The following is a 20,781-nucleotide window of genomic DNA, read 5'->3' on the forward strand; positions in this document are numbered from 1 at the left end:
AATGATTATTTATCTAAACCTCTGAATAAAGAGGAGTTACTGGCACGGATTAAAACCCATATCCGCATTAAAAAACTCCGCACCGAAAAGGCTCATATCCGCAAGACTTTTGGGCGCTATGTAACTGATGCAGTAGTGGCGAATTTGTTAGAAAGTCATGAGCGTTTGGAGTTGGGGGGAGAACGACGGACTCTGACGATTTTAACTTCTGATTTGCGGGGATTTACGGCAACTTCTGAACGTTTAAATCCTGAACAAGTGGTCAAGATTCTGAATTTTTATCTGTCAACTATGGCGGATATTATTACTAATTATAATGGGACAATTGATGAGTTTATGGGTGATGGAATTTTGGTGCTATTTGGTGCGCCTAATGTGCGTGAGGATGACCCGCAGCGGGCGATCGCCTGTGCGGTGGCTATGCAGTTGGCTATGGAGTCGGTTAACCAAACTATGAAGGCTTGGGGTTATGCTAATTTAGAGATGGGAATTGGGGTACATACGGGAGAGGTGGTAGTTGGTAATATTGGTTCGGAAAAACGAACTAAATATGGGGTGGTGGGTAAGAATGTTAATTTAACTTATCGGATTGAATCTTATACCACGGGAGGACAAATTCTGATTTCTGAATCTACCCTAGAAGCGGTAGGGAGAATGGCGAAAATTACCGGAGAAAAACAGGTGCAACCCAAGGGGGTACAAAAACCAATTACTATTTATGAATTGGGAGGGGTGGGTGTACCTTATAATCTGTATTTAAAAAGGGAAAAAGAGTTATTTGTGGTTCTCCCAAAACCTATCCCTTTACAATATACGGTTTTGGAAGGAAAGCACGTCGGGGAAAATGTCTTTTCTGGTACTATTGTGGAATTGTCGGCGCGGGAAGCTAAGGTTAAAGCTGAGTCAGAAGATGAGGCTTATTTGCCTTTACCTCTGACTAACATTAAGCTGAATTTCAGTAGTGATATTTGCGGTTCTGGTGCGGAAGATGTCTATGCTAAGGTGTTAGAATATCCAGCAGCACCAGGTCATTTTTATATTCATTTCACGGCAAAATCGCCGGAACTAGAAGCTAAGTTAACTGCCATATATCAAGGATTAAGTTGATAGCCCATCATCAATGGGTAGTCTTTTCATGATTGCTATCTCCTCCATATAGCAACGGTTCCGTTTTCACTGCCTCCTATTAAGGTTTCATCATCAACAAAAAAGACAGAGTTAATCACGGCGGGAATATCTGTTAAGGTATTCAGTAGGTCTCCAGTTGATAAGTTCCAAATTTTGACGGTGCGATCGCGACTACTACTGGCAATTTGAGTAGCATCGGGACTGACGGCTACGGAGAGAACTTCCCCTTGATGGCCTGTTAGGGTTATGGTTTCTTCCCCGGTTTGTAAGTCCCAAACTCTAATGGTATTATCACTACTACCACTGATGATATTTTCACCATCAGGAGTAATGGCGACTGTTCGCACTTCTCCGTTATGTCCTTGTAAACGGTGGCGTAACTCACGCATTTCTAAATCAATCACATGAATAGTGCGATCGCCTGAACCTGTCACTAGCCAGCGACCATTAGGACTAAATGCCACCCCATAAACTGTTTCTGAGTGTTCAGTATGGTTATACAAAACTTGTCCAGTGCGGCGATCCCAAACTCGCACAGTATTATCAGCACTACCAGAGGCAATATTTCTATTATTAGGGCTAATTTGTACTGTCAAAATTGGGGCTGAGTGTTCCAATGGTAAATACAATTCTCTGGTTTGTAAATTCCATTCCAGAATCCGCCAAAATTCTGTCCCGGATGCTAATTCAATGCCATCATTACTAAAATTTACGGACAGAATAGCCGAGCCATCTCCGGCGAGAGTGGAGATATTTTCCCCGGTTTGTGTATTCCAAAGTTTGATAGTATTATCCCGACTACCACTAGCAATTATTTGTCCATCATTAGTAGCTGCTACGGACATTACCGGGGCCGTATGACCGGCTAAAGTTGTTAGGTCTGCCTGTTTCCAATAAACCACATTTTGGCATTGTTCCAGCAATGTCTGTGCTTGGGGATGATAGCTAGAAGATTGGGGAATTTGTTGGGCTTGGGTAATACAACTTTGGTAGTTTCCAGCTTGTACTAAATCGGCGACTGTCTGAAACTGTTGGCTATAAAGTTGTTGTTGATTGGCTCTGGCTACTTGTAACTGTTGCCATCTTTGATATTGATACAACAGGAAAAGCAACAGGGCGATCGCCAAAGAAATACCCCCAATCACCAACAAAAAAGACGGGCGCGGACGAAAAGCGACGGATGATTTAGGCTGTTTATTAGCCACTTCAGTACGGGGATTATATCCAAAGATATCTAAGATTTTACTCCACCCAGATTTGGGTAAGATATGAGATTTAATCACCTCGACATCTTCATCATCAATACCTAACAATTCCTTGAGTCTATCTAGTTCATTTTGCGTTTCAGCACTCAAAGGATATTGCTGTTTAACTGCTGCTATTAATGCCTGTTCGTAACGTTCTCCCTTCTCACGATACTTACGATAGGGATTAAGTATTTCATCTTCTAAGGCTTCTGCTTCTTCCTTGGATATTTCTAAAGTGACTCGCAGTTCCTCCAAAATTTGGCGACCAACTACGGAAATATCACCCTTATGACTGGCGCAGCGTTGTATTTCTTCTCGGTAAGTTTGGAGTTTACTAAAATCGGTGGGACTGCGATCGCCCATGGTTCGCAAAGCAGTTAAAACCTCTTCCGCCGATTGATACCTTTCCCGATAGTCCAACTGCACCATGCGATCTATAATGTCGGCAAATTCGGAACTAACAATAGTTAAATGCCTCCAGAACAACTGTCCTGGGTTAGTATGATAATTTTCTCGCAGTTGTGATAATTCATAACTAGGAAGTCCGGTTAAGGCTTGAATAGCGACTATACCCAGGGCATAAATATCGCTATTGAGGCGGGGGTTACACTCGAACTGCTCAATAGGCATATATTCTATGGTTCCAATGGGACCTGTGGGGGGGTTATGATTTTGACTCAAACCAATTTCTTTAACCGCCCCAAAATCCAATAGCATTAACTTTCCGTCCGAGTCTCGCCTGAGTAAATTACTAGGTTTAATATCTCGGTGAATTACTCCGAATCTATGGACAAAAGTCAGGATTTCTAGGACATCGTAAATTATCTGAATTACCAGATTTTCTGATAGGGGATGACCGGGCCAAAATTCATCAGAGATGAGATGACCAGGAGTGTAAGACTCCACTAGATAAAATTCTTCGTTTTCCTCAAAATAAGCTAAAAGTTGCGGAATTTGCTCATGTCTGGATAATTTTTCCATAATCTTGGCTTCCTGGCGAAACCGACGACGGGCAATATTCAGTAGCTGGATATCTTCTACCAAAAGTCGCAAATGTTTGATAAAGCAGAGGCATTCCCCAGGTCGACGGGTGTCTATTGCTAAAAACGTACTACCTAGATCCCCAGACTCAATCACCTCTAGGATTTGATACCGTCTGTCTAAAAGTTGGTCAATCATGATCCATGTAAATACTGATGTAAATTAAACCCATAGACAGTAACACTATAATTGTTACAAGTATTTGATGATAGTTGATCCGGGTCTAGTAGACTCAGATAGATATCTAGTTAACCCTGATAGTATGATTAGCTCAAAGATACTAATTTGATTACTACTATATCATATTGATGAGAAAATTTATATCTAAATTGTGGAACGTTTTTTATAGACTTATACCAAAAAGTCTGGCAGCCTAAAATTTCTTCAATGCTTGGGTTTCGGGCAACAACTTCAGATGGTGCTGGGTACTGAATACCCCTAGGGGTACTGGTCTGTGGTTGCCATCCCCTACAGCTAAAATCCTGATGGTGAACCCCCCATAACGCCAGATTATCGCTGCCAGACTACAACCATTCCATCCTGGGTGCCTCCGATTAAGGTGGCGGAATTAATACCAAAAACTAGAGAATTAACTACAGCTTGAGGGTTAGTTAAAGTATTAAGTAATTCCCCAGTTTCTAAGTCCCATATTTTGACGGTTCTATCGCGACTACTACTAGCAATTTGTGTGCCATCAGGACTGACAGCTACGGCAATAACTGCGCCTCTATGACCTGTTAGGGTTCTCGCTTCTTCTGCTGTTATTAGGTTCCAGATTTTGATATTGTTATCTGTACCACCACTGACAATTTGCAGACCATCAGGGGTAATCGCAAGCGATCGCACTTCTCCGGTATGTCCTGGAAATCTATGGCGTAACTGATCTATCTGCCAATCAATAATGTGAATATTGCCATCCCCTGAACCAGTAACCAACCAACGGCCATTGGGGGTAAATGCTACGGAATAAACAATGGTTGAATGCTGATTATTGTTATATAAAATTAACCCAGTTCTCCGATTCCAAACTCGCACATTACCATCAGCACTTCCGGTGGCGATCGCTCTATTATCAGGGCTAATTTGTAGAGCTTCAATGGGAGATGCTCCCACTAATGGAGGATACCATTCAATGGTTTCCAGATTCCATTCTATCACCTGAGATAGTTGAGTCCCGGCTGCTAATGATAAGCCATCATTACTAAAATCTACGGAGAGAATAGCTGATGAATTGCCTACAAAATTTTGCAGCACTTCCCCGGTTTCTATATGCCAAAGTCTGGTGGTGTTATCTCGGCTACCACTAGCAATTATCCTACCATCAGGACTGACGGCAACGGACTGGACGGCGGCTGTATGAATGGGGAATGTGTTAACTTTTGCTTGTTTCCAGCTAATCACATCTTGACATTGGCTGAGTAACTCCTGGGCGACAGCATACTGAGGTGAAGACTCTGGAAAGGTTTGGGCAGCGGTAATACAATCTTGATAGTTATTGGCGGCTAATAATGACTGAATATAGTTAATTTTTTCGGTATCAAGTTGTTCTTTAATATCGGCTTGTGCTCGGGATTGTATCCAGTTATTATATTGATATAATCCCCAACCTAAACCGATAATAGCTATGATAATTCCACTAATGACCAATCCCCAACGCCAGGACAGAAGACGATCGTGATCGGGATTTAATTGGCTTAAAATCTGATTTAACCAAGATTCCGGTAAAATTTGAGCCTCTATCAAAGCTACATGATCATCAGAAAGGCCTAATAACTGCTGAAGTCGCCTTAATTCTTCTCTGGTTTCTCTGGTTAACGGGTATTGTAAAATATTGGCTTCAATGATAGCCATATCCTGATCAGAAATTCCCAACATTTTTTGCAGTCGGTCTAATTCTACTCTGGTTTTCTTGGCTAATGGATATTGCTGTATAATGGCTTCGGTCAGGGCTTGTTGATAGCGATCGCCTTTCTGGTGATCTCGACGGTAAGGATTAAGAATCTCGTCTTCCATGGCTTTGGCTTGGGGTTCGGAGATTTGTAAACTCACTCGTAGCTCTTCTAAAATTTGGCGACCTACTACTGATATTTCCCCTTCATAATTGCAGATGCGCTTAACTTCTTCTCGGTATCTTTCGAGTTTATTCGCATCAGTTTGAGAAGGATTACTGAGATTATTAATATCTGCCAAAACTGCCTCGCTTGACTGATATCTTTCTCGGTAGTCTGGTTTAACCATGCGATCGATAATCTCGGCAAACTCAGGACTAACAATGGCTAAATCTCGCCAGAATAATTCCCCAGCATTGGTCGGATAATTTTCTCGAATTTTTCGTAATTCATAAGCTGCCATTCCAGTTAATGCTTGAATAGCAATCATTCCCAGGGCATAAATATCGCTATTCAAGCGAGGATTACACTCGAATTGCTCGATGGGCATATATTCTAAAGTGCCAATTCTCGCCGTAGGAGGATTATTATTTTGGTGAAAACCAATTTCTTTAACCGCCCCAAAATCTAATAACATAATTTTTTGATCTGCATCCCGCCTCAGCAGATTACTAGGTTTAATATCCCGGTGAATTACTCCTTGATCATGAACAAAATTAAGAATTTCTAGAACTTCTGAGACGATGGCAATTACCGAATTTTCTGATAAAGGTTGACCGGGTAAAATTTCCTGGGCTAGGGACTGTCCATTTATATAGGATTCGACCAGATAAAATTCCTGGTTTTGTTCAAAATAAGCCAGCAGTTGGGGGATTTGGTCGTGGTGGGATAACTTTTCTAGAACCTCGGCTTCCTGTTGAAAGCGACGGTAAGTATTCTTAAATAATTGGGGATCTTCTACCAAAAATCGTAGATGCTTGACAAAGCATATAGGTTCCCCAGGGCGACGGGTATCTTTGGCTAGATAGGTACTCCCAAATTCCCCCGACCTGATTATCTCTAGGATCTGATACCGTCCATCTAAAAGTTGGTCAATCATCTGATGTCCTACCAGTGCTAAATTGCATATCATACCGCAAATTTGATCATTTGAGGTTGATGCAGTATAAAATAGATTGACAGATAGTGGTCAAGAAATGGATCTGATGATTAGGGGTTCTGTCCCTAATGGCGATCGCTTGTTGGGTAAGTTTTGCAGAAAAAAATAACCATGAATATTCACCGATTTTGGCTAATTATGCTAGGAATTTTGGTAGGGGTATCCCCTGGGTCTTTAACCGTGATGCCAACACCTATGGCGCGCGCTCAAACTACCCGCCGAGAATTACAACTTAGTCAAACTGGTAGTGGAATTTATTCGGTTAATAGTCGCTTTCAAGAATCTATTACCGCCGCCTCTATTAATGTTGATAGCAGTGGTAATGCTGAACTAACCTTTTGGGATAGTAGGGAAAATCCAGTCAAGTTAACGGGTAATATAGCCCGCGAAACGGCTTCTGGTTTGGAGATGAAAATTACTGGGGCGACAATTCCCGGAGTTATGGGAACTGCCAATATTCGCTATAATTCCCACAATGAGATTAGTTCTATTTTTGTGGCTGGAACTATCGAAGGACAGCGATTTTCTATTAATTTTAGTCAGTAGAATTGGCTGGAACTATTAATATCTTAATAGCTGGCTATCGGGGTAATTTACCGTCAAATTTTATGGGTATACTGACCATTAATTTGATTTTAAAATAAAGTTCTAATTGGTTTTAAACAAAGATGATAAAATCCCAAAAGCAGACGGATTCCTGGTTAAAATGGCACGCAATCACTTTAATTTCTGGCTTGATTTTAACAGCGATCGCCTATGGAAATATCATCAACTCTTTTTTCTTATCCGATGATTTTAACTGGATTTATCAAATCAAAACTCAAGGTGCATTTGGTGTCTGGACAACCCCACCAGATGTATTTTTTCGTCCCCTAATTTCCCTAACTATATTTGCTGATTATCAACTCTGGGAACTGAACCCCCTTGGTTATCACCTCACCAACTTATTTTTCCATGGCTTAAATGCTTTTCTGGTTTATGCAATGTCTCGGCTGTTGTTTAGGGGTGCAGATCTAGCCGGAAAATTAATTAATATTTTCTCCCTAGTCTCCGGCTTTATTTTCATCATTCTTCATAGTCATGTTGAAGCTGTCACCTGGATATCAGCCAGATCTGATCTGGTCGCCACTTGCTTTGGCTTGGCTGCGTTTTGTGGTTATCTTAAATATAAAGAAACTGGAAATAACCGATTATTTTTACTATCATATATCTTGTTTTTTCTAGGTTTACTATCCAAAGAGTCAGTAATTATTTACCCAGGATTAGTATTTTTATATGAAGTCTATGACTACATTAATCGAAATCATAATATCAACGAATTTTTAAAAACCCTATATTTCCCCATACTTTATACCTCAGTTTTACCTATTTACTTAGGACTGAGATACTTGGGGATTAGGCAATTGTTAGGAGGCTACGGAACTGGGGTTCATACCAACTTTAATATTGACATCATCCAACGGGGTTTGGCTTCTAGCCTCAGAATTATTATTCCCCCACTTCCTAATATTCCAGAACACAACTGGATGATATTTTTTGCCATATTTATCACCATTATTTGCACCTTTGTGGTTATCTGTTTGTGCCGAAAAGGGGTTTATATATTAATTGCAAAATTAGCAATTCTCCTGTTAGGATTATTTGTCACTTCTCTATTACCTGTGATTAACATTCGGATATCTTTGGCTAATACAGAAGGAGAAAGACTGCTATATTTACCATCGGCATTTTTTGTAATTTTATTGGTATTAATTATTGGTGTTTCTCTGGCTAGATTTCGTATGCTTTTAGCCATTCAATTTATCATGATATCAATCATTTTATCTTATTATTTGTATAGCTTTAATCATACCTGGAATTTAGCCGGACAGATAGCTAAACAAGTAATTGAGAGCATTGATGAAGAAATTGACGGAAAGAGAATGTTTTTAATTAATATACCAGATAACCTAAAGGGAGTCTATATTTATCGCAATGGTTTATATGCTGCTGGCCAACTTTTTGCAGAGTCAGAAATTGAATTACTCAACAATGCCACATTTAATAATTTGATTAATCCCTCTAATTCTTTAAATGTAGACCGCATTGGCGATCGAGAATACTGGGTTAAACTATTATCACCAGGTACTTATTTTATGAATGTGCATATTCCCTTTGACCAAAGATTAGAAACCCAAAACTTTATAATTTCTGATGTGGATTTTCAGACTATGCAATCTTTTCGCATTCAAATCAAAGACAGGATTCAACCTGGGGAAGTAGGTTATTACTCTGGCGGCAGAGTCATTAACACTAAATGGCTAGAATAAATTAAGTTAAATGGTATCCTATGAATTTTTATTTAAGTGGTTGGGGATTTTTGATTTTGGCAGCAATTAATAACTGTGTCGGTAGTTTGCTGTTAAAAAAATCGCGACTGGTAGCTACCGATCCAAGTTTGTTAACTCTGTTGCTTTCTCCTTGGTTTATTGGTGGCATTATGGTCTATGGGGTTAATGTGATTTTATTTGCTAAAGCCTTAGATCAACTTCCGGTTTCTACTGCTTATCCAATTTTTGCCGGAATTAGCTTTACTTTAATTGCGATCGCCGGAAATTTACTATTTGGTGAAAGATTTGATTTTCATCAGTGGATCGGACTTTCCCTAATTTTTACTGGTATCATTATTATGTCCCGCTGAAAATCGTTGATTTTTACCTTGGGGTTAAGCCTAAGCAAAACCCCACTGTTTTTTTAAGTTAACATACCAGCCACATTTTACAAAACCTCTCGCCCCAAATAAGGCTGCAAAACCTCGGGAACCTTAACGCTTCCATCGGGCTGCTGATAGTTTTCTAAAACGGCAGCCATAGTTCTTCCAACCGCCAAACCCGAACCATTTAAAGCATGAACAAACTCAGTTTTCTTTTTCTTTTTCTTCGGGTCGCCCTTCGCTTCCCGGAAGCGAATATTGGCACGTCTGGCTTGGAAATCTTTAACATTAGAACAACTCGAAATTTCTCGGTAAGTTCCTGCTGAAGGTAGCCATACTTCCAAATCATAACATTTAGCCGCCGCAAATCCCAAATCTCCGGTACACAATTCTATAACGCGATAGGGTAATTTTAAAGCCTGTAAAATTCCTTCAGCATCTGCTACCAGTTTTTCATGTTCTAACTCCGAAGTATCTGGGTGTACTAATTTCACCAATTCCACTTTATTAAACTGATGCAGTCTAATTAGACCTCTGGTATCCTTTCCATAGCTTCCCGCCTCCCGCCGAAAACAAGGAGTAAATGAACAGTGATAAATAGGGAGTTGTTCACCTTCTAAAATTTCATCACGATATAGGTTAACTACCGGCACTTCTGAAGTAGGAATTAACCATAAATCATCATCAGCACATTTAAAACTCTCTTCCGCAAATTTAGGTAATTGACCTGTAGCAGTTAAAGATATACTATTAACTAGCAGGGGTGGTATAACTTCTAAATAGCCGTTAGCTGTGTGAGTATCCAGCATAAATTGAACTAATGCGCGTTCTAATGCCGCCCCAGCACCCACTAAACTAACAAAACGACTTTGGGCAATCTTTACCCCTCGTTCAAAGTTGAGAATTCCTAGCTTTTCTCCGATTTCCCAATGGGGTAAAATATCCGTATTTGGGAGTTTATATTCATCTCCCCAGCGGCGTACTTCCACATTTTCGGCTTCGCTTTTTCCCTCTGGGGTGGTGTCACTAGGAAGGTTTGGTAACGGAAGTAATAGGCTAGTAATTTGTGATTCTAGGTCTTTTTCTTGGGGTTCTAAGTCACTTAACTGGGACTTTATTTGCTGTCCTTCTTCCCTCAATGCTTGAATTTCTGGCCCTTTGGGGTCGGTTCCCGATTTGATTTTTTCTCCTACAAGTTTACCGATCTCGTTGCTGCGGGTTTCTAGTTGAATGCGTTGCTGTTCAAGTTCCCTCCGTTTTTCATCTAATTCTAAGATGGCTTCTAGGTCATAGTTTCCCCGACGGTTGAGGCGTTGTTGAATCTCTTGTGGATTTTCCCGAATCAGTTTAATGTCTAACACTGGTCTTTCCTAAATTATCAAGGTCTGATCAATTAACCTTCCGAAGATTTTACTAGGGTCGCGTCTATAAGTCAATGTAATTGTTATGCTAGGGGGTTGGTCAGCGATCGCTCCACGATCATTAATGGATAAAAATAGTTTTTAATTGGTTGATATCATCCCACTTAAAATATGAATAAAATCAATCAATACTGTGTCAGATTATACGGAAATTTGAAGATTATCACCTGACAAATATTAAGTAATCTAAAGTTGCCTTGCCATAATCCCCCTAAATTTGTATAATCATAAGCAGAATATAGCCCTGACATAATTTGATACTAGGGTTGATCAGGTCTATCTTAGGACATAGGTATTGTTTCCGGTTGTCAATTGCGAAAATTTAATAATGTTACAGGAACACAGAGTTAATGTCAAAACCAAGACCCGCTTATTTAATCTAAGAGCTTCCAGATTTTGGCGAAATTTAGGATTAGCGATCGCCAGTTTCTTAGCGGTATTGTGCGTTATTGTTCCCGTTTTTAGCCAACAACCCGTAACCGTGAGGGTGTTAGTCCAAGCCTTGGAAGCAGCCCAATGGCAACCCCTGGTTAAAGACTTTAATGAAAACCACGAAAATATCCGCTTAGAAGTCATCAGCGGACCCAATAACACCAATTTAGTCGAAGACCTCTACACCTCCGCTTTTTTACTCGGAGATTCTCCCTACGATCTCGCTTATATGGATATCGTTTGGGTGCAAAAGTTTGCAGCAGCCGGGTGGTTATATGATTTATCTAATCGGTTGACTCCAGGACAGTTACAGGCTTATTTAGAAGGAGATATTGAAGGGGGACGCTATCAAGATAAACTTTATCGAATGCCCTTCCGTACAGACGGAGGAATGCTCTATTATCGGACTGATTTATTAGCCGAAATTGGCGCAGAACCTCCCGACACCTTCGAGGAATTAATAGACATATCCCAAAGGCTACAAGAACAAGATTTAGCCCAATGGGGTTATTTGTGGCAAGGTAGACAATACGAAGGTTTATCGGCTATGTTTACCGAAATTTTAGAAGGTTCTGGAGGATTTTGGATCGACCCAGAGACCAAAGAAGTAGGATTAGATAAACCGGAAGCGATCGCCGCTGTGCAATTTCTCCGAGATACCATTATCAAAAACATTTCTCCCCCCGGAGTGACCACCTACGCCGAAGAAGAAACTCGCCGCCTATTTGAAAGTGGTAATACTGCCTTTTTAAGAAACTGGCCTTATGTTTATTCCCTCGCCTCCAACTCAGACATAGCCGGAAATTTTGCCATTAAACCAATGGTACACGCCCCAGGTAAAAATAGTGGTGCTTGTTTAGGAGGTTGGGGATTTGGCATTTCCTCTACTTCTCCTCATAAAGATGAAGCCTGGACGGTGATCAACTTCTTTAATCAACCCGAAGTTCAGCGCAAATACTTTTTAGAAACTGGTTATGTACCCTCCAGAATCTCCCTATTTAATGACCCAAAATTAGTCGAGAAGTTTAGCTATCTTCCCAACTTATTACAAGTAGTACAGAACCCAGTTTTAAGGCCTCCGATCGCTCAATATGCCCAGGCTTCTGATATTTTGCAAAGGTATCTAAGCGCCGCCCTAACCGGAAGCAGAACCCCAGAAAAAGCCATGGAAGCCGCCGCAAATCAAACCCGCGCCCTGTTGAATCGATAACTGATTAATCATGAATGAAAGAATTAACAATCAGATGGAACGCCAAGAGAAACTCACCGGATGGATCTTAATAGCACCAGCTTTGCTAATTCTTGGCTTTGTGTTTATTTATCCCATAGGTCGGGCATTTTGGTTGAGTTTATTTACCAATAATTTAGGCACTCAATTAGAACCAATTTTTTCAGGATTAGCCAACTATCAGCGCCTAATTGGAGATGGTCGCTTTTGGCAAACCATGTGGAATACTAGCGTTTTTACCATCATCTCTATTTTCTTAGAATTGGTGATTGGTATGGGCATCGCCTTAGTATTAAATCAAGCCTTTTTTGGGCGAGGTTTTGTCCGCACATCTTCCCTAATTCCTTGGGCGTTACCCACAGCCGTCATGGGGTTAGCCTGGGCGTGGATTTTTAACGATCAGTATGGGGTAGTTAATGATATTCTTACCCGCTTAGGATTCATTGATAGCCAGATTACTTGGCTAGGCGATCCCACCCGCGCCATGTCAGCTATGATTATCGCTGATGTGTGGAAAACCACCCCTTTTATTGCCATTATTCTCCTAGCTGGTTTGCAGTCTATTTCTAGTGATTTATATGAAGCCCATGCCATTGATGGCGCTAACCAGTGGCAGAGTTTTTGGCAAATTACTATCCCCCTAGTGATGCCCCAAATTATCATTGCTTTACTGTTTCGGTTTGCCCAAGCATTTGGTATTTTTGACTTGGTGCAAGTCATGACTGGCGGGGGACCCGGTGGGGCTACAGAAACCGTGTCTATTTATATCTATGCTACGGTGCGCCGATATCTGGATTTTGGCTATGGTGCATCCTTAGTTGTAGTCACCTTTTTACTGCTGATTTTAGCTGTGGCGATCGCTGCCTTTTTCCTATCAAGAACTCGCGTAAATGTTATGGGAGGTAAATAATCAATGACCGTTGCTAATCAATCCTCAGAAACTGATAGCAAAAGCCAAATCAACTGGCGTCGGATTTTACTGTGGATAGGTGTTATTCTCACCATCATATTTTGTCTAGCGCCCGTATTATGGCAGTTGCTAACTTCTTTAAAAACCAATGAATCTATTTCCACCATTCCCAATGTTTATTTTCCCAGTTTGGATCAACTCACCTTTCAACACTATCAAAGTTTAGGCTGGCACTTTCTGCGCTATGTGTTTAATAGTGCTTTAGTTTCCCTAACTTCAACCCTTCTATGTTTAGGAGTTGGAGCCCCCGCCGCCTACACCCTAACTAGATTAAAAATACCGGGAGAAAATCTCATCCTCGGCTTTGTCCTAATTATCAGTTTGTTTCCCTATGTTCTCCTATTTTTAGGGTTGCTGGAAATTGTCAAATTTATGGGATTAGGTAACAACTACATCGCCCTAATTATCCCCTACACTGCCATTAATTTACCCCTGACAATTTTGGTCTTGAGAAGTTTTTTCCAACAACTACCCAAAGACCTAGAAGACTCCGCCAAAATTGACGGATATGGAACCGTTGGGATGCTGTTACAGATAGTTGTACCCATGACCATACCTGCTTTAGTAACCACCGGAATTCTCACCTTTATTTTCGCCTGGAATGAGTTTATTTTCGCCCTCACCTTTATCACCCGCGAAGAAATGTATACCATTCCGGTAGCCGTTGCACAAATTGGAGGTGCATCTATTTTTGAAATCCCTTATGGTCCTATTGCTGCTGCTACCGTAACCGGAACTATTCCCCTGGTTATTTTAGTGTTAATGTTCCAACGTCGTATTGTTCAAGGAATCACAGCCGGCGCTGTCAAAGGCTAAAATCACCTCAATAAATGTTCTGTAATTATCGAAATCATGGCTAAATTAGAACTCAAAAACCTGCGTAAACACTTCGATCATAATGTCATCCCAGTTAAAGATGTAAGTGTCAATGTCAATGATGGGGAGTTTCTCACTCTTCTGGGTCCCTCTGGTTGTGGGAAATCAACCCTATTAAGGATGATTGCTGGGTTAGATCAACCTACCCAGGGTCAGGTGATTTTAGGGGGAGAAGATTTAACCAATATTCCCCCTGGTAAACGCAATATGGCGATGGTATTTCAGAGTTATGCGTTATATCCTCACATGACGGTTTCTGAAAATATTTCAACCTCTTTGAAATTGCGGAAAGTTGATAGCATAGAAATTGAAAAACGGGTTAATGATGTATCGAACCGTTTGGGAATTCAACATCTGTTAGAGCGTAAACCTGGGCAACTTTCTGGGGGTCAGCGTCAGCGGGTGGCTTTAGCCAGAGCGCTAGTCCGTAACCCTGATGTTTTTCTGTTAGATGAACCCCTGAGTAATTTAGATGCACTGTTGCGGGAACAAGTCCGCGCCGACCTGAAACAGTTATTTGAATCTCAGCAAAAACCTGTGGTTTATGTCACCCATGACCAAACAGAAGCCATGACTCTTTCTAGTAAAATTGCGGTGCTTTATGATGGATATTTGCAGCAGTTAGCCTCTCCTAGTGAGATTTATATGCAGCCTGCTAATCGGTTTGTAGCGGGATTTGTGGGCAGTCCCCAAATGAATTTATTAACCTTAGACTGTCAGGAAAATCAGGCGATTTTAGGAGAGTTTAGTTTAACTTTACCCTATTTACCAACTTCCCCAAAAGCTGTAGTTTTTGGGATTCGTCCAGAGGATGTATCTTTAGGAGAGGAAGCCGATGGCGATATAGTTGAAGGACAGGTCTATTTAATGGAAGATTTGGGTAAAGAAAAACTTTTGAGTGTCCGCATTAACGGCTCTGAACAAACTCTGCGGGCGGTGATTCCGGCTGACCAACTTTGGGAAAGTGAACAGGTAAAATTAAGCCTATCGCGAAAACAGATGCACTGGTTTGATCTCGAATCAGGCGATCGCCTAAATTAACTCAATTGTTGAGTACATCCCTAGGGGCAACTAGCAACAGTTGCCCAGTTAATTAATTATAATGGTATACTGATGTCACTCCCTAGCCATTGAATTAGATTAACCTATGCAAGACTTTTTTCAGAATGTATCCCGCTATCCCCGCTACCTGATTACGTTTACTCTGGGGATTTTCTATTTCCTGTTTGAACGTCTCAAACCTCTTTTAAACCGTCCTGTGACAGCGATCGCCCTGTTAAGTTTACTAATAAGTGTATTCTCATTTACCTACTTTACCCTCCAAGGAATGTTAGGCTTAAATGCACTTTAGGCCAAAACCTGATAGTTTATAGATAGGGAAGTTGGGACTAAAATCAGATCTCAACTTCCCCTATTAGATCATATCATCACTCACCTAGCTATGATGCGTCTCCCCAAAATGTGGTCTATCCGTCGTCGCTTAATTACCGGGATATCCTCTAAAATATCGCTGCGGGGACTGTTAGTTATACCTTTCGTAATCCAAATTTTTGCCACTGTTGGTGTCGTGGGATATCTGTCTTTCAGAAACGGACAGAAAGCGGTTGATGATCTAGCCTATAGGTTGATTGTTGAAATTGTAAGCCGCATTGAAGAAAATATAACTCACTACTTAGAAATTCCTTTTATAGTAGGTCGGGATATTCAAGATGCCGTGGCTTTGGGATTACTAGATGTTGAAGATTTATCAGGATGGGAATTTTATTTCTGGATAAAAGCTAACTTTTTTGAATCCATTGATATTATTTCTATTGGTAATGAGCAGGGAGAATATCGCTCAACTTCCCGCACTAAAGATGGTCAATTACAAATAGGAATTGCTGGCGCATCTACCAACTTTGATTTGTATCGCTACAATAGCTGGGAGGCAATTAATAGACAACCACCAGATTATATTGATCCCGATTATGATCCTCGTTTACGACCCTGGTATCGGGTGGCGATCGGCACTGATCAACCTGTTTGGAGCCAAATTTATACCCGGTTTGAACCTCCCCCAATTCTGCAAATTAGTGCTAGTCAAATTATTTTTTCTTCCCCTGATTCCACGGAAGCTGATGGAGTCATGAGTATTGTGATCAGTCTGTCTTATATTGGTCAAGTTTTGAATAGTTTAGATATTGGAGAAACGGGAAAGGCATTTATTATTGATCATGAAGGTTTATTAGTAGCAAGTTCTACCTCAGAACCCCTGTTTAAACAGGAAGAAGATCGCATCATGAGACAGGCTGCTTTAGTTAGTAATAACCCTTTGATTCAAGAAATTAGTCAATATTTAAAAGATGAATTTGATAGATTTGATCGCATCGATAATTCTTATTTTAGAAAAATCCCATTTAATGGTGAAACTCAATATATAAAACTGCTACCTTTTCGGGATGAACGAGGTTTAAGATGGTTGATTGTGGTGGTGATTCCCGAAGCCGATTTTATGCACAATATCCAAAATAATACCCGCCTTACCATGGGATTATCTGTAATTGCTTTAGCAGTAGCGATCGCCATAGGATGGATGACTGGGGAGTGGATTACTCGCCCCATTATCGATTTAGCCAAAGCTGCTAACGCCCTATCTAGGGGCGACTGGAATCAGAAAGTCGGAAATAGTTGCACTCAAGAACTTCGCACCCTCGCCAGGTCTTTTAAACAAATGCGGGGACAATTAAAACTTTCCTATAGTCAACTTCAGGAATACTCCTATAGGTTAGAACAAAAAGTGGCAGAGCGTACTCAACAACTGGAACAAAAAGTGAAAATTGCCGAAGCCGCCGTGCGAGAACGTAAAGCCGCAGAAGCTGCACTTAGGGAGTCAGAACAAAAATTTTCGACAGCCTTTCATGCAGCCCCTAACCCCATTACAATCAGTCGTCTTGATGATGGTATTCACCTAGAAGTTAATGAAAGTTTTTGCTTAGTCACTGGCTACAATTCCGAAGAAATTATCAATCGCACCTTTGACGAACTCAACCTCTGGGTATATTCTGAGCAACGGTCAGAGATGTTAGATATTATAGCCAAAAATCGTCAAGTTCGCAACTTTGAACTAGAATTCAGAACTAAAAATGGTGAGATTAGAAGCGGATTAATTTCGGCAGATATCATTAATTTGAACACCCAAGAATGTCTACTTACTAGCAGTAATGATATCACCGATCGCCGCCGAGCAGAAGAAGCTCTCCGCCGCCAATTTGAGAGAGAAAGACTGCTGCGACAAATCACGGAGGAACTAAGATCTAGTTTGGATTCCCAGCAAATTTTTCAAACTGCCGCCAACCGTATTGGTCAAACCTTCGCGGTCGATCGCTGTACAATTTACACTTATTTATCTAGCCCCACACCCCAAATTAAAGCCGTTGCGGAATATTTAAAATGTGAGTATCCCCCGATTTTAAATCAGCAATATTCCCTAGAAAATTATCCCTATATTGACAGGATTCTCAGTCAGGATGTCGCCATCATTACCGAAGATAATAACAGGGATAACAACCTACAAGGAGCCCTGGAATTTTGCCAGCAATTTGAGATCAAATCTCTTTTAGCTATTCGCACATCCTATCACAGCGAACCCAACGGCGCAATTTATCTAAGTCAATGTAGCAACAGTCGCACCTGGACAGATGAAGAAATCGATCTTTTAGAATCAGTAGCTGCTAAAATGGGAATAGCCCTCGCCCAAGCCAATTTATTAGAACGAGAAAAACAACAAAGGCTGAAACTAGCTACCCAAAATATTGCCCTAGAAGAAGCCAGACGCGCTGCCGATGCTGCCAACCGTGCCAAAAGTACATTTTTAGCCAATATGAGCCATGAATTAAGAACCCCCCTTAATGCGATTCTGGGGTTTAGTCAATTGATGGCTGATAACCCCATATTTGCTGAAGGTTCCCAGGAATTAGCAATTATTAATCGCAGTGGTGAACACCTCCTAGAACTGATTAATGATATTCTGGATTTATCCAAAATTGAAGCGGGAAAAATCACTTTAGAAATTCATCCTTTTGACCTGCATCGCCTTCTGGAAACCTTGGAGGAAATGTTTAAATTAAAAGCTGCCAATCAAGATATTGTCTTAACTATTAATCGCCCCATATATTTACCTCGATATGTGTTAGGTGATGAGAAAAAGCTGCGACAAGTTTTAATCAATTTACTCGCTAATGCTATTAAATTCACCATAGCCGGGGAAGTTACATTATACACTAAGACTCTACCAACACCTAAAGATGCTGAGACAGATTCTAATACTGTACTGATGCAGTTTATGGTTGAAGATACAGGGCCAGGAATATCGAGTGAGGAAATTGATGCTTTATTTGATGCTTTTGTGCAAACAGAAATCGGGCGTTATTCTCAGGAAGGAACCGGGTTAGGGTTGCCAATTAGTCGAAAATTTGTGCAGTTAATGGGAGGAGATATTACAGTTGATAGCACTAGGGGTGTGGGGAGTAAATTTAGTTTTGAGATTCCCTTAGATTTGGCTACAGCCCAGCCCCTGACTATTACTCCTGTGTCTATCCGGAAAATTGCGATTAAATCTGATGGTCAAAATTACCGAATTTTAGTAGTAGATGAAGTTCCAGAAAACCGACTATTGGTAGCTAGAATTATAGAACCTTTAGGATTTCAGGTTTTGGAAGCAGAAAATGGTCGGGAGGCGATCGCCACTTGGGAAACTCACAAACCGCAACTAATTTGGATGGATATGAGGATGCCAATTATGGATGGCTATGAGGCGACGCGCCAAATTCGATCGCGTCCCTGTGGTGATCAAGTTAAAATAATTGCTCTCACCGCCAGCGCCCTAAGTGAACAGGAGGTAGATATTATCAATGCTGGCTGTGATGATATCTTACGCAAACCTTTTCAGAATCCCGATTTACTGGAAAAAATGGCAATTCATTTAGGTCTGCGCTACCGTTATCTGATGGAACCTAACCTCCCTAGCGCTGCTTCCCAATCACTGCGCCCCCTTACACCGCAAGCCTTAATGGTTATGMCTTTCGATTGGCTAAAACGGCTTCATAAGGCGGCTATTTCTGGAGATGATGCGGAGGTATTCCAATTAATTACTCAAATTCCCGAATCAGAAACGGAATTAGTGGCCACTCTCACGGAGTTGGTAAATAATTTTCGATTAGATACAATAAATGATGTTACTCAAACTTTGATTTGAGTTGTATTATAGGGATTTCCAATATGAATCGCGATATTAGTTCGGAATTTCAACCTGATATTTTGATTGTTGATGATATTCCAGAGAACCTGCGCCTCCTGTCGCAAATGTTACTAGAACAGGGCTATAAAGTCCGTAAAGCTATCAATGGTCAGCGGGCGCTACAGGCGGTAGCAGTGGAACCACCTGATTTGATTTTACTGGATATTATGATGCCAGAATTAGACGGTTATCAGGTGGCTAAATATTTAAAGGATGACCCGACAACTAGAGAGATTCCTATTATTTTTCTGAGTGCGTTGAGTGATACCATGGATAAAGTATTAGCTTTTGATGTGGGAGGGGTGGATTATATTACTAAACCCTTTCATGTGCAGGAAGTCTTAGCGAGGGTGAGAACCCAGCTAACCATTAGTCAACAAAAACAGCAATTAATCACCCAAAATCAGCAATTAGAGCGAGAAATTACGGAGCGCCAAAAGATAGAATCGGCACTGCGGATTTATATTCATGCCATGTCCCATGATTTACGAAATCCGGTTACTGGAATGTTAATGGTGCTGCAAAATCTCCTGAAAAAAATACCAGAAAATTATGAAGAATTACCTGTAGCCCCATCAATTTTAAAGCGCATGGCTAACAGTTGCACGCGCCAATTGGCTTTGATTAATTCCTTAGTGCAAACCAGCGATATAGAATTAAAAGGTATTCATCTTAATTGTCAATCGTTAAATTTGCGTCAATTTACTAACAGATTATCCCTAGAATTAGAGCTAATTTTACAAAAGGAACAAGCGGAAATAAATAATCAGATACCGGAGAATTTACCGGCTGTTCAAGCTGACCCTAATCAGCTATGGAGAGTTTTTGATAACCTGTTATCTAATGCGATTAAATATAATCCTCCGGGTATTATTATCACTCTGTCAGCGGAGTTAATTACAGAATTTATCTCCCTAAAAAATACCGAGGTTAAGTTAATCCGATGCACTGTAAAAGACAATGGTAATGGTATGAGTGAACAGGAATTAGATGGGATTTTTGATTTATATAAACGGGGGCGAACTGTGGGTAATATTCAAGGGTTAGGTTTGGGTTTATATTTGTGTCGGCAAATTATCAACGCCCACGGTGGTAAAATAGGTGCGATCGCCACTCCGAAGGAAGGAGCAACATTCTGGTTTACTTTACCTATATTTGATGAGTAACTAGACATATAAACACTGCTATCAACAGCGGGATTATTGCTGATATTTATTTCCATCCTAGAAGGCGTAAAATCGGGATAATTACATAGTGAATTACTGCCAAAGATAAAGCAATGGTGCAGCCCAATAAACCGACAAAAGTAATACCAGACCAGAACTGTAACCACTCTGGTATCAGGCCAACTTGGGGAAATTGTAGTAATAGATCAATTTGCCGAATCTCCAAGTTAGCTAAACCCCAAAAAATGGCGCTGGTG

14 protein-coding genes and 1 pseudogene are annotated in these 20,781 nt (G+C 40.7%); 11 read left to right on the forward strand and 4 right to left on the reverse strand.

All coding sequences use genetic code 11. The features are described from left to right. Positions 1-1,107 (forward strand): adenylate/guanylate cyclase domain-containing protein (locus B9T16_RS13445; RefSeq protein ID WP_410245003.1); only part of this gene is annotated, 1,107 nt, incomplete at its 5' end. A gap of 35 nt (positions 1,108-1,142) precedes the next feature. Here B9T16_RS13445 and B9T16_RS13450 read toward each other — a convergent pair. After that, positions 1,143-3,554 carry a protein kinase domain-containing protein gene (locus B9T16_RS13450; protein WP_410245004.1) on the reverse strand — a complete coding sequence of 804 codons (2,412 nt, stop codon included), beginning with the start codon at positions 3,552-3,554 and terminating at the stop codon, positions 1,143-1,145. 372 nt (positions 3,555-3,926) lie between these two features. Continuing rightward, positions 3,927-6,404, reverse strand: coding sequence for a protein kinase domain-containing protein (locus tag B9T16_RS13455; RefSeq protein WP_410245005.1), 2,478 nt, complete (start codon positions 6,402-6,404; stop codon positions 3,927-3,929). Positions 6,405-6,575: 171 nt separating this feature from the next. On the opposite strand from B9T16_RS13455, the gene B9T16_RS13460 reads away from it, so the two are divergent. From B9T16_RS13460 to B9T16_RS13470, 3 genes are all read left to right on the forward strand, one after another. After that, a complete protein-coding gene (locus tag B9T16_RS13460) occupies positions 6,576-7,010 on the forward strand; it encodes a hypothetical protein (protein ID WP_006618524.1) in 435 nt (144 codons plus the stop codon). A gap of 179 nt (positions 7,011-7,189) precedes the next feature. Continuing rightward, positions 7,190-8,773, forward strand: a complete 1,584-nt coding sequence (locus B9T16_RS13465) for an ArnT family glycosyltransferase (protein WP_410245011.1) — start codon at positions 7,190-7,192, stop codon at positions 8,771-8,773. A gap of 20 nt (positions 8,774-8,793) precedes the next feature. Next, entirely contained in the window at positions 8,794-9,144 is a 351-nt protein-coding gene (locus B9T16_RS13470) for a DMT family transporter (RefSeq protein WP_410245006.1), read from the forward strand. A 77-nt stretch (positions 9,145-9,221) separates the two neighbouring features. Here B9T16_RS13470 and serS read toward each other — a convergent pair whose 3' ends face one another. Next, the gene (gene serS / locus B9T16_RS13475; protein WP_006618527.1) at positions 9,222-10,517 is read right to left on the reverse strand and encodes a serine--tRNA ligase; all 1,296 of its coding nucleotides are present in this window, start codon (positions 10,515-10,517) and stop codon (positions 9,222-9,224) included. Positions 10,518-10,905: 388 nt separating this feature from the next. On the opposite strand from serS, the gene B9T16_RS13480 reads away from it, so the two are divergent. The 7 genes from B9T16_RS13480 (at position 10,906) to B9T16_RS13510 (ending at position 20,524) form a co-directional block, all read left to right on the forward strand. Further along, on the forward strand, positions 10,906-12,219 hold the full coding sequence (locus B9T16_RS13480) for an ABC transporter substrate-binding protein (protein WP_410245007.1): 1,314 nt from the start codon (positions 10,906-10,908) through the stop codon (positions 12,217-12,219). A 10-nt stretch (positions 12,220-12,229) separates the two neighbouring features. After that, positions 12,230-13,147 (forward strand): carbohydrate ABC transporter permease, encoded by a 918-nt coding sequence (locus B9T16_RS13485; protein WP_006619463.1) that lies wholly within the window; start codon positions 12,230-12,232, stop codon positions 13,145-13,147. A gap of 3 nt (positions 13,148-13,150) precedes the next feature. Further along, positions 13,151-14,023, forward strand: coding sequence for a carbohydrate ABC transporter permease (locus tag B9T16_RS13490; protein WP_410245008.1), 873 nt, complete (start codon positions 13,151-13,153; stop codon positions 14,021-14,023). Between the two features lie 36 nt (positions 14,024-14,059). Continuing rightward, the gene (locus B9T16_RS13495; RefSeq protein ID WP_006619465.1) at positions 14,060-15,124 is read left to right on the forward strand and encodes an ABC transporter ATP-binding protein; all 1,065 of its coding nucleotides are present in this window, start codon (positions 14,060-14,062) and stop codon (positions 15,122-15,124) included. A gap of 106 nt (positions 15,125-15,230) precedes the next feature. Then, on the forward strand, positions 15,231-15,434 hold the full coding sequence (locus B9T16_RS13500) for a DUF751 family protein (protein ID WP_006619466.1): 204 nt from the start codon (positions 15,231-15,233) through the stop codon (positions 15,432-15,434). Positions 15,435-15,524: 90 nt separating this feature from the next. Beyond that, entirely contained in the window at positions 15,525-19,316 is a 3,792-nt protein-coding gene (locus tag B9T16_RS13505; protein ID WP_410245009.1) for a response regulator, read from the forward strand. Between the two features lie 23 nt (positions 19,317-19,339). Beyond that, entirely contained in the window at positions 19,340-20,524 is a 1,185-nt protein-coding gene (locus B9T16_RS13510; protein WP_410245010.1) for a response regulator, read from the forward strand. 46 nt (positions 20,525-20,570) lie between these two features. On the opposite strand, the pseudogene B9T16_RS13515 reads toward B9T16_RS13510, so the two are convergent. After that, a pseudogene (locus B9T16_RS13515) lies at positions 20,571-20,781 on the reverse strand (serine/threonine protein kinase); the annotation flags it as partial.

The organism is Arthrospira sp. PCC 8006, from assembly GCF_046480465.1.
Lineage (GTDB): Bacteria > Cyanobacteriota > Cyanobacteriia > Cyanobacteriales > Microcoleaceae > Limnospira > Limnospira platensis.

Bases quoted from the DNA above. Each gene is read 5' to 3' on its own strand.
- B9T16_RS13450 (WP_410245004.1), bottom strand. From the start codon at position 3,554: ATGATTGACCAACTTTTAGACAGACGGTATCAAATCCTAGAGGTGATT.
- B9T16_RS13455 (WP_410245005.1), bottom strand. From the start codon at position 6,404: ATGATTGACCAACTTTTAGATGGACGGTATCAGATCCTAGAGATAATC.
- B9T16_RS13460 (WP_006618524.1), top strand. From the start codon at position 6,576: ATGAATATTCACCGATTTTGGCTAATTATGCTAGGAATTTTGGTAGGG.
- B9T16_RS13470 (WP_410245006.1), top strand. From the start codon at position 8,794: ATGAATTTTTATTTAAGTGGTTGGGGATTTTTGATTTTGGCAGCAATT.
- B9T16_RS13480 (WP_410245007.1), top strand. From the start codon at position 10,906: ATGTTACAGGAACACAGAGTTAATGTCAAAACCAAGACCCGCTTATTT.
- B9T16_RS13485 (WP_006619463.1), top strand. From the start codon at position 12,230: ATGAATGAAAGAATTAACAATCAGATGGAACGCCAAGAGAAACTCACC.
- B9T16_RS13490 (WP_410245008.1), top strand. From the start codon at position 13,151: ATGACCGTTGCTAATCAATCCTCAGAAACTGATAGCAAAAGCCAAATC.
- B9T16_RS13495 (WP_006619465.1), top strand. From the start codon at position 14,060: ATGGCTAAATTAGAACTCAAAAACCTGCGTAAACACTTCGATCATAAT.
- B9T16_RS13500 (WP_006619466.1), top strand. From the start codon at position 15,231: ATGCAAGACTTTTTTCAGAATGTATCCCGCTATCCCCGCTACCTGATT.
- B9T16_RS13510 (WP_410245010.1), top strand. From the start codon at position 19,340: ATGAATCGCGATATTAGTTCGGAATTTCAACCTGATATTTTGATTGTT.